This is a genomic window from Pseudoalteromonas sp. D15MCD-2, from assembly GCF_038562745.1.
Taxonomy (GTDB): Bacteria; Pseudomonadota; Gammaproteobacteria; order Enterobacterales; family Alteromonadaceae; genus Pseudoalteromonas.
The window spans coordinates 138,023-154,524 of sequence record NZ_JBCFQE010000002.1 but is presented as its reverse complement, the minus strand read 5'-3'; the positions used below and the strand labels follow the sequence as shown (position 1 = coordinate 154,524).

At 42.0% G+C, this 16,502-nt stretch carries 14 protein-coding genes; 3 read left to right on the top strand and 11 right to left on the bottom strand.

All coding sequences use genetic code 11. The annotated features are described in order from the left end of the window. Position 1: 1 nt before the first annotated feature. The 7 genes from AADY36_RS17450 to ndk form a co-directional block, all read right to left on the bottom strand. On the bottom strand, positions 2 to 622 hold the full coding sequence (locus AADY36_RS17450; protein WP_055022059.1) for a YfgM family protein: 621 nt from the start codon (positions 620 to 622) through the stop codon (positions 2 to 4). A gap of 24 nt (positions 623 to 646) precedes the next feature. Next, positions 647 to 1,921 carry a histidine--tRNA ligase gene (hisS, locus tag AADY36_RS17445; RefSeq protein ID WP_342409350.1) on the bottom strand — a complete coding sequence of 425 codons (1,275 nt, stop codon included), beginning with the start codon at positions 1,919 to 1,921 and terminating at the stop codon, positions 647 to 649. 133 nt (positions 1,922 to 2,054) lie between these two features. Next, the gene (gene ispG / locus AADY36_RS17440) at positions 2,055 to 3,173 is read right to left on the bottom strand and encodes a flavodoxin-dependent (E)-4-hydroxy-3-methylbut-2-enyl-diphosphate synthase (protein WP_054553525.1); all 1,119 of its coding nucleotides are present in this window, start codon (positions 3,171 to 3,173) and stop codon (positions 2,055 to 2,057) included. A 5-nt stretch (positions 3,174 to 3,178) separates the two neighbouring features. Continuing rightward, on the bottom strand, positions 3,179 to 4,066 hold the full coding sequence (locus AADY36_RS17435; RefSeq protein WP_054562630.1) for a RodZ domain-containing protein: 888 nt from the start codon (positions 4,064 to 4,066) through the stop codon (positions 3,179 to 3,181). Next, positions 4,063 to 5,874, bottom strand: coding sequence for a type IV pilus biogenesis/stability protein PilW (gene pilW / locus AADY36_RS17430; RefSeq protein WP_342409349.1), 1,812 nt, complete (start codon positions 5,872 to 5,874; stop codon positions 4,063 to 4,065). The genes AADY36_RS17435 and pilW overlap by 4 nt, the downstream gene beginning before the upstream one ends. Positions 5,875 to 5,988: 114 nt before the next feature. Next, positions 5,989 to 7,119, bottom strand: a complete 1,131-nt coding sequence (locus AADY36_RS17425) for a bifunctional tRNA (adenosine(37)-C2)-methyltransferase TrmG/ribosomal RNA large subunit methyltransferase RlmN (RefSeq protein ID WP_239964020.1) — start codon at positions 7,117 to 7,119, stop codon at positions 5,989 to 5,991. 170 nt (positions 7,120 to 7,289) lie between these two features. Further along, complete coding sequence (gene ndk, locus AADY36_RS17420; protein WP_036972405.1) at positions 7,290 to 7,721, bottom strand: nucleoside-diphosphate kinase; 432 nt, start codon at positions 7,719 to 7,721, stop codon at positions 7,290 to 7,292. A gap of 241 nt (positions 7,722 to 7,962) precedes the next feature. On the opposite strand from ndk, the gene AADY36_RS17415 reads away from it, so the two are divergent. From AADY36_RS17415 to AADY36_RS17405, 3 genes are all read left to right on the top strand, one after another. After that, positions 7,963 to 8,553: a DUF5034 domain-containing protein gene (locus tag AADY36_RS17415; protein WP_239964852.1), complete on the top strand. Its 591-nt coding sequence runs from the start codon at positions 7,963 to 7,965 to the stop codon at positions 8,551 to 8,553. Positions 8,554 to 8,872: 319 nt separating this feature from the next. Beyond that, the gene (trhP, locus tag AADY36_RS17410) at positions 8,873 to 10,258 is read left to right on the top strand and encodes a prephenate-dependent tRNA uridine(34) hydroxylase TrhP (RefSeq protein WP_054562626.1); all 1,386 of its coding nucleotides are present in this window, start codon (positions 8,873 to 8,875) and stop codon (positions 10,256 to 10,258) included. 126 nt (positions 10,259 to 10,384) lie between these two features. Continuing rightward, complete coding sequence (locus AADY36_RS17405; RefSeq protein ID WP_054562625.1) at positions 10,385 to 13,693, top strand: bifunctional diguanylate cyclase/phosphodiesterase; 3,309 nt, start codon at positions 10,385 to 10,387, stop codon at positions 13,691 to 13,693. Between the two features lie 2 nt (positions 13,694 to 13,695). On the opposite strand, the gene AADY36_RS17400 is transcribed toward AADY36_RS17405, so the two are convergent. The 4 genes from AADY36_RS17400 to AADY36_RS17385 form a co-directional block, all read right to left on the bottom strand. Beyond that, positions 13,696 to 14,109: an Rrf2 family transcriptional regulator gene (locus AADY36_RS17400; RefSeq protein ID WP_054562624.1), complete on the bottom strand. Its 414-nt coding sequence runs from the start codon at positions 14,107 to 14,109 to the stop codon at positions 13,696 to 13,698. A gap of 1 nt (position 14,110) precedes the next feature. Continuing rightward, on the bottom strand, positions 14,111 to 15,031 hold the full coding sequence (locus AADY36_RS17395; RefSeq protein WP_342409348.1) for a DMT family transporter: 921 nt from the start codon (positions 15,029 to 15,031) through the stop codon (positions 14,111 to 14,113). Between the two features lie 98 nt (positions 15,032 to 15,129). Next, positions 15,130 to 15,837, bottom strand: coding sequence for an AraC family transcriptional regulator (locus tag AADY36_RS17390; RefSeq protein WP_054562622.1), 708 nt, complete (start codon positions 15,835 to 15,837; stop codon positions 15,130 to 15,132). A gap of 62 nt (positions 15,838 to 15,899) precedes the next feature. Next, a complete protein-coding gene (locus tag AADY36_RS17385) occupies positions 15,900 to 16,502 on the bottom strand; it encodes a LysE family translocator (protein WP_055022051.1) in 603 nt (200 codons plus the stop codon).

Below are 16,502 nucleotides of genomic sequence, written 5' to 3'. Positions count from 1 at the left end.
CTTACGCCGCTGGGCTAGTTTGTGCTAAGTCATCAAGTTTAATTTGTAATAACGGATTGTTTTCAAGGCCGCCATTATCAGCAGCAGCTTGGTATTGGCTGCGAGCTTGGTCTTTGTCGCCTTGTGCAGCATAAACATCGCCTTTTAATTCAGCGACTGCAGCAGCAAATGATGCTGGAAGCTGGGCGTTTAGCGTTGTTAACGCTTGCTCATATTGCTTTTGTGCAAGGTGAACACGAGCAAGGCGCGTTGTTGCCGTTGCTTTAAGCTCAGGGTTTTGCTCGTTGGTGATGATCCAGTTAAGCTTTTCGCTTGCTGCATCAAGGTCATTCTTTTCAACGGCTTCTTTCGCTGCTACAAATGCTGTTAGCGTGCTGTAGCTTGACTCGCCATTGTCTTTAATAAACGTATCCGCTTTTTCTAGCACGGCACCGCTTTCAACAAGTTGTGTGAAAGAGTCAGATGCTTTCTCAGCTGTGGTGATTTGGTTTTGGTTATAAGCTTTCCAACCATATAAACCACCTAAACCTGCAACAATACCAATTGCAAGTGCTAAACCGTTTTCACGGAAAAAGCGTTTGATCGCTTCTTCTTGTTGTTCTTCTGTTGAATAAATTTCCATGCTTACCTCTGTTGCTAGCTGGGCTTAAATAAGCTCAGCTAGTAGCGTTTTCGCTTCTTCTAGTTCTAAGGTGACTTGTTCTTTACGCTCACGTAAGTACTTAATAGTCACAACGCCTTGTTCTAATTCATCTTCGCCGATAATAACTGCGACTAGCGCATCGCTTTTATCTGCGCGTTTTAATTGCTTTTTAAAGTTGCCACCGCCTGCGTGCACCATAACACGTAGACCTGCAACATCTTTACGTAATTGAGCGGCAATGATAGGCGCTTGAATGCTGGCTTTATCGCCCATGGCTGCCAAATATACATCAGCACTACGGCGGATGTCACCTACACTTTCTAGCGCTTGAAGTAGTAACACTAAACGCTCAAGACCCATTGCAAAACCTACCGCTGGTGTTGCTTTACCGCCTAGTTGTTCAACTAGACCATCGTAACGACCACCGGCACAAACGGTTCCTTGTGCGCCTAGGCTATCGGTTACCCACTCAAAAACAGTGCGGTTATAGTAGTCAAGGCCACGTACAAGCTTTTCATTTACCGTGTATTCGACGCCTGCAGCGTCTAAACGTTCACATAAATTTTCAAAATGTTCTTTTGATTCAGCGTCTAAGTGCTCAGATAGTTTAGGCGCATCAGTTAAAATAGCTTGTACATCAGGGTTTTTGCTATCTAACACACGTAAAGGGTTGGTGTGCATACGACGCTTAGAGTCTTCATCAAGTACATCGACGTGTTGCTCTAAGTAAGCAACAAGTGCATCACGGTAGTCTGCACGCGCTTCATTTGAACCCAGTGAGTTAAGCTCAAGACGAACGTGTTCATTGATACCAAACTCTTTCCATAATTGGGCTGTCAGCAAAATAACTTCTGCATCAATATCGGCAGTGGCAATGCCGAATGTTTCTAAACCAAATTGGTGGAATTGACGGTAACGACCTTTTTGTGGACGCTCGTGACGGAACATCGGGCCCATGTACCATAAACGTTGTTCTTGGTTATACAGTAAACCGTTTTGATTACCTGCACGCACACATACTGCCGTACCTTCAGGGCGAAGTGTTAAGTTATCGCCATTACGGTCTGCAAAGGTGTACATTTCTTTTTCGACGATATCGGTTACTTCACCGATAGAGCGCTTGAATAGGTCGGTTGATTCAACAATTGGAAAACGAATTTCTTGATAACCAAACGATGAAACTGTTTCACGTAAAATGTCTTCTACTTTCTGCCAAATTTGCGTATCGCCTGGCAGACAATCGTTCATACCACGAACTGCCTGAATTTGTTTTGCCACTGATAAATCCTAAATACTGTACTTGCGCTGAAAAAATCGCGCCTCAAGAAAAACTAAAAAATTGACCCGCTATTATAGCGTTTTGGCTATAAAGGTAAACGGCAAACCCAAGGGTTTGCCGAGTATATGCGAATTATTCAACGATTTTGATGTCGATTGGCGTTTCTTTCTCTTTTTTAGCGATAAAGTCGCGCACATAGCCTTCAAGTTGGTCGACAATGTTATCGTTATCGATACGTGCTTTTTGGCGCTCACCATTGATGTATAAGCCAGAGCGACGGTTGGCACCAGCAAGGCCGATATCACTAACCAGCGCTTCGCCAGGACCATTAACTACACAACCAATCACCGACACTGACATAGGCTCAACCACGTCTTCAAGGCGCTCTTCAAGTTGGTTCATGGTGCTTACCACATCAAACTCTTGGCGTGAGCAGCTCGGGCAGGCAATAAAGTTAATACCGCGTGAGCGAATGCGTAATGATTTTAAAATATCAAAACCCACTTTGATCTCTTGTACCGGATCGGCAGCAAGTGATACGCGTAATGTGTCACCAATGCCTTCGGCAAGTAGCATACCTAAACCAACAGCCGATTTAACCGAACCTGAGCGCATACCGCCTGCTTCGGTAATACCTAAATGCAGTGGCTGGTCGATTTCTTTCGCAAGTAATCGATATGCACCGACCGCTAAAAATACATCTGACGCTTTAACGGATACTTTGAATTGGTCAAAGTCTAAACGTTGTAAGATCTCAACATGGCGCATAGCTGATTCAAGTAAAGCTTCTGGCGTTGGTTCACCGTATTTTTCTTGTAAGTCGCGCTCTAATGAGCCGCCATTAACACCAATACGAATAGGGATGTTATGCTCACGTGCAGAGTCTACAACGGCACGAATACGCTCTTCGCTACCAATGTTACCCGGGTTTATACGTAAACAATCCGCACCATACTGAGCCACTTTTAATGCAATACGGTAATCAAAGTGAATATCTGTTACCAGCGGGATAGTGACTTGTTCTTTAATGCTTTTAAATGCTTCAGCTGCTTCCATGGTAGGTACAGACACACGCACAATATCGGCGCCGGCATCTTGAATAGCTTGAATTTGTGCAACCGTTGCATCGATATCTAGGGTGTTGGTGTTAGTCATCGACTGAACGGCAATTGGCGCACCATCACCAATTGGCACGTTACCTACGTTAATACGGGTCGATTTTCTGCGTTTAATAGGAGATTCTGAAAACATTGCGGTTACTCTGATAACGGTAAAGTAAATTTAGCTAAGCGATTTTTGGCAAAATGTGAGGTATCGACGGCTTGACCTTGAAAAGTAATATCGACTACTTGGTGCTTGCCTAATACTACATTAAACGGCTGTGGGCCGGTTACTGTCATAATGTAACCTGCTTTTTTAACACCAAAAGCAATACGATCGCCGTTGCCATCGTGAATTTCTACCCAGCTATCTTCATTGAAGTGCATCACCACTTCGCTATGCTCAGGATCAGCCTTTTCAGTTTGTGGCTGAGCAGCAGGTTGGTTTTGTGATGCAGCTTGATTTTGTGCTTCGTTGCTGGTCGTTGGCGCATCAGCTTCAGGCTGAACTATTTCTTGCTCGCCTTCAGCGAGTGGTTGAATGGTTTCTTCAACTGGCGCTTCTACAGCTAAGTCGGGTGAAATATCACTGCTTTCGAGCTGATTTGGCATCGCAGTCGTGACCGGCTCTTCGATATTCTGGTTGCTATTTTGCCACCACCAAAACACAGACGAACCAATGATCACCGCTAAGATAAAGTAGCTAAACAGCATTAAACGGCTGTCATGTGCTTCTTTTTCTGTGCGGCGAGAAAAGCTCTGCATTTTTGACTTTTTCTCAGGCTCAACGTGCTCTGGCAGTAATTCAAGCATGGCTTGGCTATCGATTCTAAGCTCACGGCAATAGCTTCTGATATAACCTTTTACAAAGGTCGCAGGGCCTAGTAGTTCGTGCTCGTCGTTTTCTAGTCGTTGTAACTGTAAAACTGATAACTTTAATGCACCAGCAAGTTGCTCAAGGCTCATTCCTGCGTCTTCGCGGCGCTTTTTTAGCGCTTGGCCGAGCGTTTCTTGTGGTTGTTCTAAATTGTTTTCTTCATTCATAATGCGTATGAGTCTGGATCTACCAATAAGAGTCTATGCCCAGGTTCTAGGGCTACATCTGGGCTCAATTTGTTCCAGCGCATTAACTGATCGATCAATACGCTATGCTGTGTGGCTATGCTAAAGAGTGTGTCGCCATCATTGATGTCGTGATAAATGTTCGGATCGTTCAAATAAATGCGAGTACCGTTTTGTACACGATCCGATTCTTTTAAGCCATTCCACAGCAAAATCTTCTGTAGTTTAACATTGTATCGCACCGAAATGCTAAAGAGGTTTTCACCATTTTCAATAATATGATACGGGATATTCAGCGCCGGTACATTTGCGTTCAGCATGGGTAAGTTAAGCGGCTCGTTTGTCACGCTAAAGTCAGTGCTATTGGCGGTTGACGTCGTTGTTTGACTGCCACTAAATACGTTTTCGTCTTTTTCTGCTTCGTAAAACACCACAGTGCTGGCATCATTTTTGGTATTTTGCGAGTTTGCTGGCGTTTGTTGTTGAACGCTTGGCGTTTGCGGTGCACCAAATGACACTATGGTCACTTCATCATTGCTTTGCGTGCTTGTTTGTTGCTTTGCAATAACAGCAGTCTGTTCAACTTTTCGAGAGCTAACCGTTTGGAAACCTTCGTCAGTTTGCTTTGTGAGCGTCTCTGGCGTTGTATTGACTGTTTGAGAAGAGGCGAGTGTCTCTGTTACGGGCTTTTCTTCGCTGTCTGAGTTTACCTCAGTAGGCACCTGCTTATTACTTTGCGCTACAGTTTGTGGCTCGGGTTGAGTTTTGTTTACAGTTGGCTGCTCAACTAGAGAAGTTTGTTCATTAGTTGTTGGAACATTTGTGGTCTTTACAAGGCTTTGCCCGGTAGCAGCCACTGGCGCCTGTGCAACAACAGCTTGTTTAGCAGGCGCTTTTCTTTTCACGATGCGAATTTTTGGCTGATCTTTGCTAACCGTGCTGTTATCGCTTGAGATTTTCAGTTCTTCAAGCTGCGCTTGACGGTATTTTTCACGTAGAACTTCAAATTCTGAGCGTTTAGTTCTCCCTGTAGTAATTGCTTTTGCTTCGCTCGAACCTGGGTAGGTTTGTAAAATGATACCTGCCGTTGTTTCGGCTTTTTCAATATGGCCCATCCGTTGCTGAATTAAGTAGCTGAGCATGAGTGCACGGGGGGTTACGCGGCCTAACGATTCGTATCTTTCAATGATATCTTCAGCTTTGTGAAGATCGCTTTTTGCGTAATATAAACCAGCAAGACTAATCATTGATGATGGACGCTGCGAGCTGTGGTTTAGCGCAGATTTTAGATATTTTTCTGCGTTTTCAAAATCATCAAATTCAATCGCACATAAGGCTAAGTTTTCGTAACTTTCAGCTACACGGATATAGCTAGGAACAGCAATCGCTTTAAGAAGTTCTTCTGCAGCGCGATCATATTCGCCAATGCCACACAAAAAGACACCATAGTTATTTAAGGTGTTCGGATCATTAGGGGCGATTTTTAGTGCGCGTTGATAGGCTTTATCGGCTAGCTCAGGTTCATCAACTTGTTGATAGTAATAAGCTAAAGAGTAGTGAACTTCTGGGAGGTCAGGTGCAAAATCTGCGGCGCGTTCTAAATTATATTTTGCTTGCGAGTTGTTGCCTGTTTTTAAGTACTGTAACGCAAGGGCGATACGAGTACGGGCAGCACCGGTATTATTAACCTGTTTTTCAACAACGGGTCTGTCGCTACCTTCGTAGCTGTTTTCTGTAACACACCCTGTTAATGCGAATGCACCAACAGTAATGGCAAGTATAGAACGCATTACCTAATCTCTTCTTTGATTCCGTATGCCTATCTTACCGAAAAGCCTTTGTGTTGCATCTATTATTTTAAAAATAACGAGTTTGTCACAAAGGCTTATCTTTAGAAATTACGCTTATGCTTGGTGAACATTTACCGCAATAGCGTTATCTTCGCGCATTTTCTTTTTCGCTAAACGTTTAGTTCGGTCTACAACATCACCCACTAATTGCCCACAAGCTGCGTCAATATCATCACCACGGGTACGGCGAACAATACAGGTAATTCCCGCTGCTTGTAATACTTTAGAGAAGCGGTCGATGCGGCTGTTGCTCGAACGGCCATATTCATTACCTGGGAATGGGTTAAACGGAATTAGGTTCACTTTTGAAGGTGTTCCTTTTAATGTTTTAACCAATTCGTGTGCTTGATCTGTGCTGTCGTTTACACCTTGTAGCATCACGTATTCGATAGTCACATCTTTGTTTGCTTTAGAGCCATCAATATAACGACGACACGCCGCTAAGAACTCTTCGATAGGGTACTTTTTATTAATTGGTACCAGTACATCACGTAGTTCATTGTTTGGCGCGTGAAGTGAAATAGCCAGCGCTACGTCAATTTTCTCTTTTAATAAATCAAGAGCAGGCACCACACCAGAGGTACTTAAAGTAACGCGACGCTTTGATAAACCAAAACCCCAGTCGTCCATCATAAGTTCCATTGCTGGTACTACATTTTTAAGGTTGAGTAATGGCTCACCCATACCCATCATTACCACGTTAGTAACTGGTCGCTTAGTGCTATCGCCGTTTAAACCAATGTCTTTTGCAACACGCCATACCTGACCGATGATCTCAGATACAGATAAGTTACGGTTAAAGCCTTGTTGTGCTGTTGAGCAGAAAGTACACTCAAGGGCACAACCTACTTGTGATGAAACACATAATGTTGCACGGTCTTTTTCTGGGATCCAAACAGCTTCTACTTCTTGGCCACCTTGTAGCATCAGGGCGTATTTGATGGTGCCATCACTTGCCTGTTGTCTAACTGAGATTTCAGGAGCAACAATTTCACATTCAGCTTTTAGTTTTTCTTTTAGCTTTTTGTTGACGTTTGTCATGTCGTCAAAATTGTCTACGCCAAAATGATAAATCCATTTCATCACCTGATCGCCACGGAATGGCTTTTCACCGAATGATACAAAAAGCTCACGCATTGCATCTCGGTTTAAATCTAATAAGTTAATCTTTTTTTCAGTGGTCATGAAACAACCTCAATCAGTGACGGTGGTAAGTAGTTTGGGTGCGCGATTGTACATTATTTAATCGACTTAGTCATTAGCTAAACATATTTACAATAAGCTTAGCTAATGACTAAAAAAGGGCCCGAAAGCCCTTTTTCTTCTGCATCACAGACTTAGCTGTGAACTCGAAATTAACGAGTACGTGGGCAGATTTCTTCGTCAGCGAAGAAGTATGCGATTTCACGTGCAGCTGATTCAACAGCGTCAGAACCGTGAACAGCATTTTCGTCGATGCTGTCTGCGTAGTCAGCACGTAAAGTACCAGCTAGTGCTTCAGCAGGGTTAGTAGCACCCATGATTTCACGGTTTTTAAGTACTGCGTTCTCACCTTCAAGAACAGTAACCATTACTGGACCAGATGTCATGAACTCAACTAAAGCACCGAAGAAAGGACGCTCGCTGTGCTCAGCGTAGAAACCTTCAGCTTTTTCTTTTGAAAGGTGAACCATTTTAGCTGCAACGATTTTAAGACCCGCAGTTTCGAAACGGTTGTAGATAGCACCGATGTGGTTTTTAGCAACTGCATCAGGTTTTACGATTGAAAAAGTACGCTCTAAAGCCATCTTTATGCTCCAATAATTTTAAATTTAAAAGGTTAAATATTAACGGGCGCGAATTATACGCGCTTTACGTGAAAATTCCTAATTTAATTAAATAGTCATTTGATGGCATTTTCATGAACCCTAACCATGTATAGCAACGCGGGTATAAAGTGTGAGCGAATTTTAGCAGTTAAGTACTTGTTGCGGGCTATTTTATAGGCAATTATTAACTCAAGAAATGATAAAACTAATAAGGACAATAATGAAAAATCTTTTACTGGCTAGTTTACTTGCAAGCTGTTTAGCTGGCTGTAATTCAGACTCAAACGATGAGCTTGAGTGCTCTCCTTACCCCATTGCAATCGATATTAATAATTATGTTGTAACCCCAGAGCAAAGCGCAGCTAATACAGCACTCGCCTATGATGCCTATACCATTAAATTAGGCGGTGTTGGTGAAGGTGTTTATAGTGAAGGAAATGAGCCCGACCCTAATAAAGAGTATGCAGAGTGTGCTATCCCAGCTGTGGTACTAGGGAGCGCGAATACCATTACAGCTATTAATATTTACTCAAGCGCTGATTACAACAATGAATTCACCGCGGGTACGAGTTTAAATAGCGTGTTTGATATCACAGAGATGTTTGTTAATGATTTTGATTATTACAGTGATGGCAACTATGCCAGTGTAGAAGACTTCACAAGCGTATTCCCCACTATTGCACCTATATTTATTGAACTAAAACCTAACCAAGCTCCTGAAATTGAAAGTAGCCATATTTTTTATATCGATATTAGTTTTGCAAACGGCAAAACCTTTGCGCTTGAAACTGAAGAAGTGCTGTTGTTGTAGTTTTTGTAATCAAAAAATCACATTTAGCATATAATATAACTACATAATTATTAAAGAATATATGTTGTAGCTTTTTTGGCTGTTAACATTAGCAAATCCAAACCAATTACCCTGGATAGTTAATTGAGTTTGATCTAAAAAGGTGGCCATAGGATTGGTCACCTTTTTTCTTTTTATTGGCACACAGCTTGTTTGCTGAGTTTTCACCAATCATGATCTAGATCAATAAAATTACTGGGCAGGTTATTATACTGCCGCGCTTCATTATCGTATTAATTCATGCAACCGACTTGTACTCGGTTCGATGTGTGGAGCTTTCATGTCGTCACCTATTTTGACCCCTCGTCCTTTTACGCCTGAGTTGTTATCACCTGCGGGTAGTTTAAAGAATATGCGTTATGCCTTTGCCTATGGTGCAGATGCCGTTTACGCTGGCCAGCCTCGTTATAGCCTTCGTGTTCGTAACAATGAGTTTGACCTAGATAATCTGCAAGTTGGTATCAACGAAGCCCATGCGCAAAATAAAAAGTTGTATGTGGTGTCGAACATTGCTCCTCACAATGCCAAGGTAAAATCGTATTTACGCGATATTGAGCCTGTCATTGAGATGCAGCCAGATGCGCTGATCATGTCTGATCCTGGGCTTATTATGTTAGTGCGTGAAAAGTGGCCAGATATGCCTATTCACTTATCTGTGCAGGCCAATGCGGTGAACTATGCCACAGTGAACTTTTGGGCTCAGCAGGGTATTGAACGAGTCATTTTATCGCGCGAATTATCGCTTGAAGAAATCGCTGAAATTCGTGAACTATGCCCAAATACAGAACTTGAAGTGTTTGTTCACGGTGCACTTTGTATGGCGTACTCTGGCCGTTGTTTGCTATCGGGTTATATAAATAAACGCGATCCAAATCAAGGAACGTGTACCAATGCATGTCGATGGAACTACGATGTGAAACCAGGCACCGAGAATGAAACCGGCGAAATGGTGCATAAAATTGACCCTAAAGCGGTGATCCCAACCCTAGGTGATGGTGCACCAAGTAACGAAGTATTCATGCTTGAAGAGCAAGGGCGCCCTGGTGAGTACATGCCTGCTTTTGAAGACGAGCATGGCACTTACATTATGAACTCAAAAGATTTACGTGCAGTTCAATATGTTGATCAACTGACGAAAATGGGCGTGCATAGTTTAAAAATTGAAGGCCGTACCAAGTCTTTCTACTATGTTGCTCGTACTGCACAAGTGTATCGTAAAGCCATTGATGATGCCGTTGCTGGCCGTCCATTTGACGCAAACTTATTTAAAACTCTTGAGAATTTAGCGCACCGCGGCTACACCGAAGGGTTCTTAAAACGCCATGCACATCAAGACTATCAAAACTATGAGTACGGTCATTCGGTATCAGATAAACAGCAGTTTGTCGGTGAAGTATTAGGTCGCAACGATAATGGCTTAGTTGAAATTGATGTGAAAAATAAGTTCTGTACTGGTCATTCACTTGAGCTTATGACACCAAAAGGCAACATCAACTTTAAGTTGGATTTTATGGAAAACAAAAAAGGCGAAGCCATTAGCGATGCAAAAGGCTCTGGTCATATTGTTAAAATTCCTCTGCCAGAAGATATCGATTTAGATCACGCAATCTTAATGCGTAATCTAGATGCCGACCAAGATACCCGTAATCCATTCAAAAAAGCATAATAAAAGATGCGCTAAGTCATACTTAGCGCATTGATCTCATCTTTTTTTGGTATTTCACTGTCGTTACTAGCTATTTTTACTATTCTTTTTTCTAAGGGTAATAATTAAACATAGTCAAAAACTATAGTGAAATACGTTGTTCATCCATCACATCATAAAGAGCTTTTACACACAGTACCTTATGTTGCGGTAGGGGTATTGCTGCTGGCTATTGTCTTACTACTTGAGCGATTAGGGCTTATTGCTGCTATTCCTTTTTATGTAGCAATGCATACGAGCGTCGAATTGTTCTCAGTTGTGATCTCGTTTTTAATTTTTGCAATTGGTTGGAACACTTGGCATTTCACCAATAACTACAAACTGTTATTACTTTCTTGCACCATGTTGTGCGTTGCCATTTTTGATTCATTGCACTTTTTAGCTTTTGACAGCATGCACGAAGGCAATGCAGACATGAACTTGGTATTAAGTTTTTGGCTCATTGCTCGGTTATTTAATGGAGCTGCTTTTTTAATTATTGCAGCAGGGATTTGGGTTAAATATAAACCGTTAAATGCGCGTGCCTTACTTACCTCTTTACTGCTTTTTAGTTTGTTTATTGCAAGCTCTCTTTTTTATTTTCCAGGTTTACTGCCAGACATATACATAGAAGGAGTCGGTGGTAGCCATATTAAGTTTTTAATTGATCTACTTGTTTTAGCGCTATACGGTGCCGCTGTTTTGATGTTTTCGACACAACTTCGTAAGCCCAGAACAAATTTAAATATTGCCGGTAAAACATTAGTTTGCCTATTAGCTATTTTAAGTGAGGCCTGTTTTGTGGTGTCTAATGATGCGTCGCATACCACCAACACCTTTAATTTTTTTGGGCATGTATATAAAGGGCTCACCTACTTTTTACTGTATAAAATCCTCTTTGTTGAAACTGTAACTAAACCGTATGCAGCACTAGATAACTCCTCTAATCAGTTAAAAGCAACACTTACTGCACTGCCAGACTCTGTGTTTGAGCTAGAAAAAGACGGTACTTTTCGCGAAGTCTTCAGTGATAACTCCGATAGCCATGTCTTTACTAAAGCGATGGTTGGGCAAAATATTAGTAGTATGTTTGAAAAATCTGATGCGCAAGATTTTATGCGCACGTTAATGGAGGCAAAAAAATCAGCTGTTTGTTTGGTCAATACCTTACCCATTAGCGTAAATGGTTGGGTTATTCATTTTGAATTTTCGATTACCTTGTTCGAACACGATAATGATGGCCCAACCTATTTGGTGAATGCTCGCGATGTGTCGGATAAAGTTGGGCGTATGGCGGCACTTGCTCAGCAAAGTAAATTTAATAGGGGTTTATTACAGCTAACCGAAATTTCGTTTCAAGACGATCAAGATGTGTTGTTGAATTATGCTGTTAATCAAGCCCTCGAAATTACCAATTGCGATGGCGCAGCCTTGTTTATTTGTAACGAACAAAAGCAACATGATTATCGAGCCCAGAAAGGTAATGTTTTTGATGTGTGCACTGAAAAGTTACAAGGCAAAATTGCGGCAGGGCAAGCTGTCATTGTTAACCGAAAACATGCGAAAGAATACGGGTTACCTGGCGACTCTAACTCATTGTTAGTGGTGCCAGTGATACGCCATAGTCAGTGCCATATGGCCATTATTTTGCAGCATCAAAGCAAGGTGTTTAGTGTACAAGATAAAAACATGCTAACGGTTTGGGCTGAGTCAGTGTGGCAATGGTTTCATAAAATTACTCTAAACAAACGCATGCACATATTGTCTCAAGCGGTTGAGCAAAACCCACACCCCATTATGTTTACCAATACAGATGCAAAAATTGAGTATATGAATCGCGCTTACCTCGATATGTGTCAGTACGAGTATGATGAACTAATAGGTCAGAGCCCGCATAAAATCAGTGCCGGTCAAACTGAACCAGCTGTTTATCAAACAATGTGGGAGCACTTAAAAAATCGAAAAGCCTGGGTGGGTGCTTTGGTTAACATGACCAAGCACGGTAAGGTGATTGTTGAGCAAACGACCATTTACCCAATAATGGATAAGCAAGGGAAGGTAAGTAACTACATTTCGTTTCAGCATGATGTAACCAAAGAAGTCGAAAGTGAAACCCTCATACATCAACTTTCTTATTTTGATCAGCTAACGGGGCTTGCAAACCAAGACAAGTTGCAGATGGAATTTGAACAAACCATTAAGCTTCAAGCAGATACAAAAGCAGCCTTTATTTTAATTGGTTTAGATAACTTTAAAATTCTCAATAAAGCATTGGGTATGGCAAGTTGCAACCTAGTGTTACAAAGCTTGAGTGCGCGAATTTGTAACTTTATGGGTGAGCATATTATGGTTTCACGGCTGCAAAGCGACCGCTTTGCATTTATCACGCCCTATACCTCCACCGGCGCTATAAATAAGAGCAGCCACGATTTATTAAAAGTGATCAGTGAGCCACTTACAATAAATGATGAACTCATTGTTGTTACAGCATCGGTCGGGGTTTCCTTGTTTCCAATTGATGGTAAAGAATTTGAGCCCCTATTGCAAATGGCTGAATCAGCGATGTTTGAGGTTAAGCGGTTAGGTAGAAACAATGCGTTATTTTACGCCGAAGAAATGAATAAATCTGGGCTTAGGCAATTACAAATCATCAATGCTCTTAATTTTGCCCTTGAAGATAATGAGCTTTATTTAGTCTTTCAACCGCAAATTGATATTGCCTCAGGTGCTGTGGTGGCTGTTGAAGTATTATTACGTTGGCACAGCGAAACATTAGGCAATGTATCACCTGCTGAGTTTATTCCCATTGCTGAAAGCAGTGGCCTCATTAGCAAAATTGATGACTGGGTATTCGAAAATACTGTTAAAACAATTCGCCAGTGGCAAGATGACAATATGCCAGCAATGACCTTTGCAATAAATCTATCGGCAACGAAGTTTGTTAAAAAGCAGCTGCTTGGTGATTTAATTTCGGTATTACAAACTTACTCTATTGAGCCTGAATGTATTGAACTTGAATTAACGGAAACAATTGCCATTGGTAACCCTCAGTTTGCTTTAAGTACGATTACTAAACTGCGTGAAGCAGGGTTTAAAATGTCGATTGATGACTTTGGCACAGGCTACTCATCAATGAATTACTTAAAAGACTTTGCGCTTGATAAGCTCAAAATAGACAAATCATTTATTGATGATTTAGAAAACCCCAGCGATGCTGATAAGGCAATTGTTAAAGCCATGATTGATTTAGCCAGCGCGTTAAATATGGAGTCAATTGCTGAAGGCGTTGAAAGCGAGCAGCAGCTGAACATACTGAAAGAGCTTGAGTGTTCTCAAGTACAAGGCTATTACTTTAGTAAACCCCTGCCAATTACAGTGTTGTATAAGTTTGTGAAGTCACCAAGTTTTTCAAGGTAAGCCTACTTTTTAAATTGACTGGCAAGCTCTGCAAGCGACACTTCAGCAAAACGTTTTAATAACAGTGCTTCTGCGTCATCCATCGCATTTTGCAGGGCGCTGTTAACTGCATGCTCAATAGGGCAGTTGCTGTGCTCATCGGTTAGACCAATTACAAATAGGTTCTTTTCGCCAAGCGCTTGGTGAATATCAAATAAAGTGATGTCTGTTAAGGGAGTGGCCAGTAGCCAGCCGCCATTGTGACCTTTTATTGCCGATACATAACCCGCTTGACGTAGTAACGCCATAGTACGGCGTACAACCACAGGGTTGGTCATTAACATGTTTGCTAATGTCTCTGATGTAACAGGGTGGCTGTAACTGTTTAAATGGATCAGCACATGTAAAACCCGCGATAGTCGGCTGTCTTTTCTCATCTTAAATCGTCAATATGCGTTTTTTGCAGTGTATCACGAACTGCTTAATATTAACTGTTTGAATTACCAAACTAATGCTTACTAAGCCAATTCCAAGACAGCCAATTTGCTGAAATTGCTCATTTAAAATCACGATAGCCAGTACGGTGGCGATAATAGGCTCAAGTAAAGTAATGAGCACGGCTTGGCTCGCAGCTATGGTTTTTAAGCCAATACTAAATAGCCAATAACCGAAAAACATCGGCACTATGGCCATGTAAAGCGCCACGCTGGTATTAGTAACTGTGGCAAAAAGCGTATCTCCAGTGATCAATAACGAAGGCAAGAGTACACATGCAGCGCCGCCAAATAGGCTTGCCATAGTCGCTCTTGAATGAACGCCGTTGCTAATTAAACGTTTGGCAACCCATGAATAGCCCGCATAGGTAAGCCCTGCAATTAAGCCAAGTAAAATGCCGATGTTTTGGCTAAACAGCCCCTTAGCAGCAGAGTGTGAGTCTTTGCCTAACGCGATTAAGCAAATGCCTACTGCACCAAAGCAAAAGCTGACTAGCCAGCGAGTTGCAAAAGGCTTTTTCTCAATTAAGTATTCCAATAAGACGGTAAATAAAGGGGCGCTGGCAATCGAAACAACAGTGCCAATTGCTACGCCAGCGCTATTCATTGAGGTATAAAATGCTAGAGGATATATAGCCACACAGGCTGAGCCTAGTAGGGTTAGAGGGTAATGCTTACGCAGTGTACTCGCATTGTTTATTAGCTGAGTTAGTGAGGTTAGGCAAAGTAATACCCCGCCAAATCCCATCGCAAAGGCTCCTATTGCAAAAGGGTTAATGTCTGGTGCAAAGCTTGCGGCTGTACCCGTTGTGCCCCAAAACACACTGGCAACTAAAACGGCAATGGTCGCGATGGTATGGTTCATTGGTGATTCGCTTTAAATTTAAGATATCAAAAGCATAATCAGAATTGATGTGCAATTTTTGACAAAAAGGACGGTTTTGTTGACGTTAAAAACTAAAGTTATTTTTTGAATTTACTTGGTGATAAACCAAAGTACTTTGAAAAACTGCGGCTAAAAGACGAAAGCTCATTGTAACCAACTAACTCACTAATACGTTGTAACGGATAGTCGGTATGGCTGAGTAAGGCTTGGGCTTTTTCCATTCGCTGTTTGGTTACATAGTTCATGACAGTCAATCCGGTTTGTTGCTTAAACAGCAACTTAAATTGCGTTGGGCTTAAACAGGCAATGCTGGCAAGGTGTTTGATGTGAAGAGCAATGCTTAAGTGACTGTCAATATAAAGCAGTGCCTCGCTAATTCGGCTGTCGACCTTAGGCTGCATAATTTGCTCAGCTAGCAGCAAATCGAAGGTGTTAAACATGGCAAGTTCTAACTCATTATTAACCGCTTGCTCAAGTTGCTTTGCCACAAACTGCAAAAATGCCCAAAGTGATTGATTAATAGCAAACACGCAGCGCTCAGCAGTGGCCAGGTTATCTGGTAGCTTTGGCATATCGGCCACCACGAACCGGGCTTCTGGCATTGCGGTAAACAGGTGCGTTTGCGAGGCTTTGACAACCACGCATTCACCGGGGGCGACTTTACCTTGAAAATCACCCACACTAATAGCAATCACACCTTTTAAAGGCAGTACAAGTTGATGATAGTCATGGCTATGACTAACAGGCTTAGTACTGTAAGAGCGAATAGATAGATTGCCTTGCATCGTTTTGTGATAACTGTTTGCTGAATAAGGCTATTATGCCTGTTTGCTCGGGATGATCAATTTTAGGCCATTAACGGGGTCAGCACATGCTCGTAGGCAATCATTAGCGCGACATAAACCAACAAAACAGCCATCAGTTTATTAAACACATTAAAAACACCCGGTCGTGATACTTGTTTGCCAAGCATTAAGCCAGCTAACGAGTAACTTGTAGGAGCACCAAAGGCAAGAATGGCTAAAATAAGAGACCAAAATACGATTGCAGCGCCGGTAATATCTGCGCTTGGGAACTGAATCGTAGCAATTGGCAAAGTGGCCACCAAGGCTTTTGGATTTAATAGCTGCATAAACAGGCCATCGAAAAAGCTAAGTGAGGTATCCCCTGAGGTATCACTCACTTGTACATTTGCTTTTGCGACCTTCCAAGCAATATACAAAATATAGCCGCAACCAATTAAGCTCACATAAGGCAAAAACTGCGGATTGATCACTTGTAAGCCAAGGTAGCCAAGCAGCACAAATAAGATAAACATCGCGCTACCCACGCCGATAAAAAACCCAAGGTGTGAACGTGTTTGTTTATTTAAGCCACTGCTTAAACCGAGTAAATTGATTGGCCCAGGGGTGTACATAATGCCAATAGCATATGCAAAAATATCTGCCAT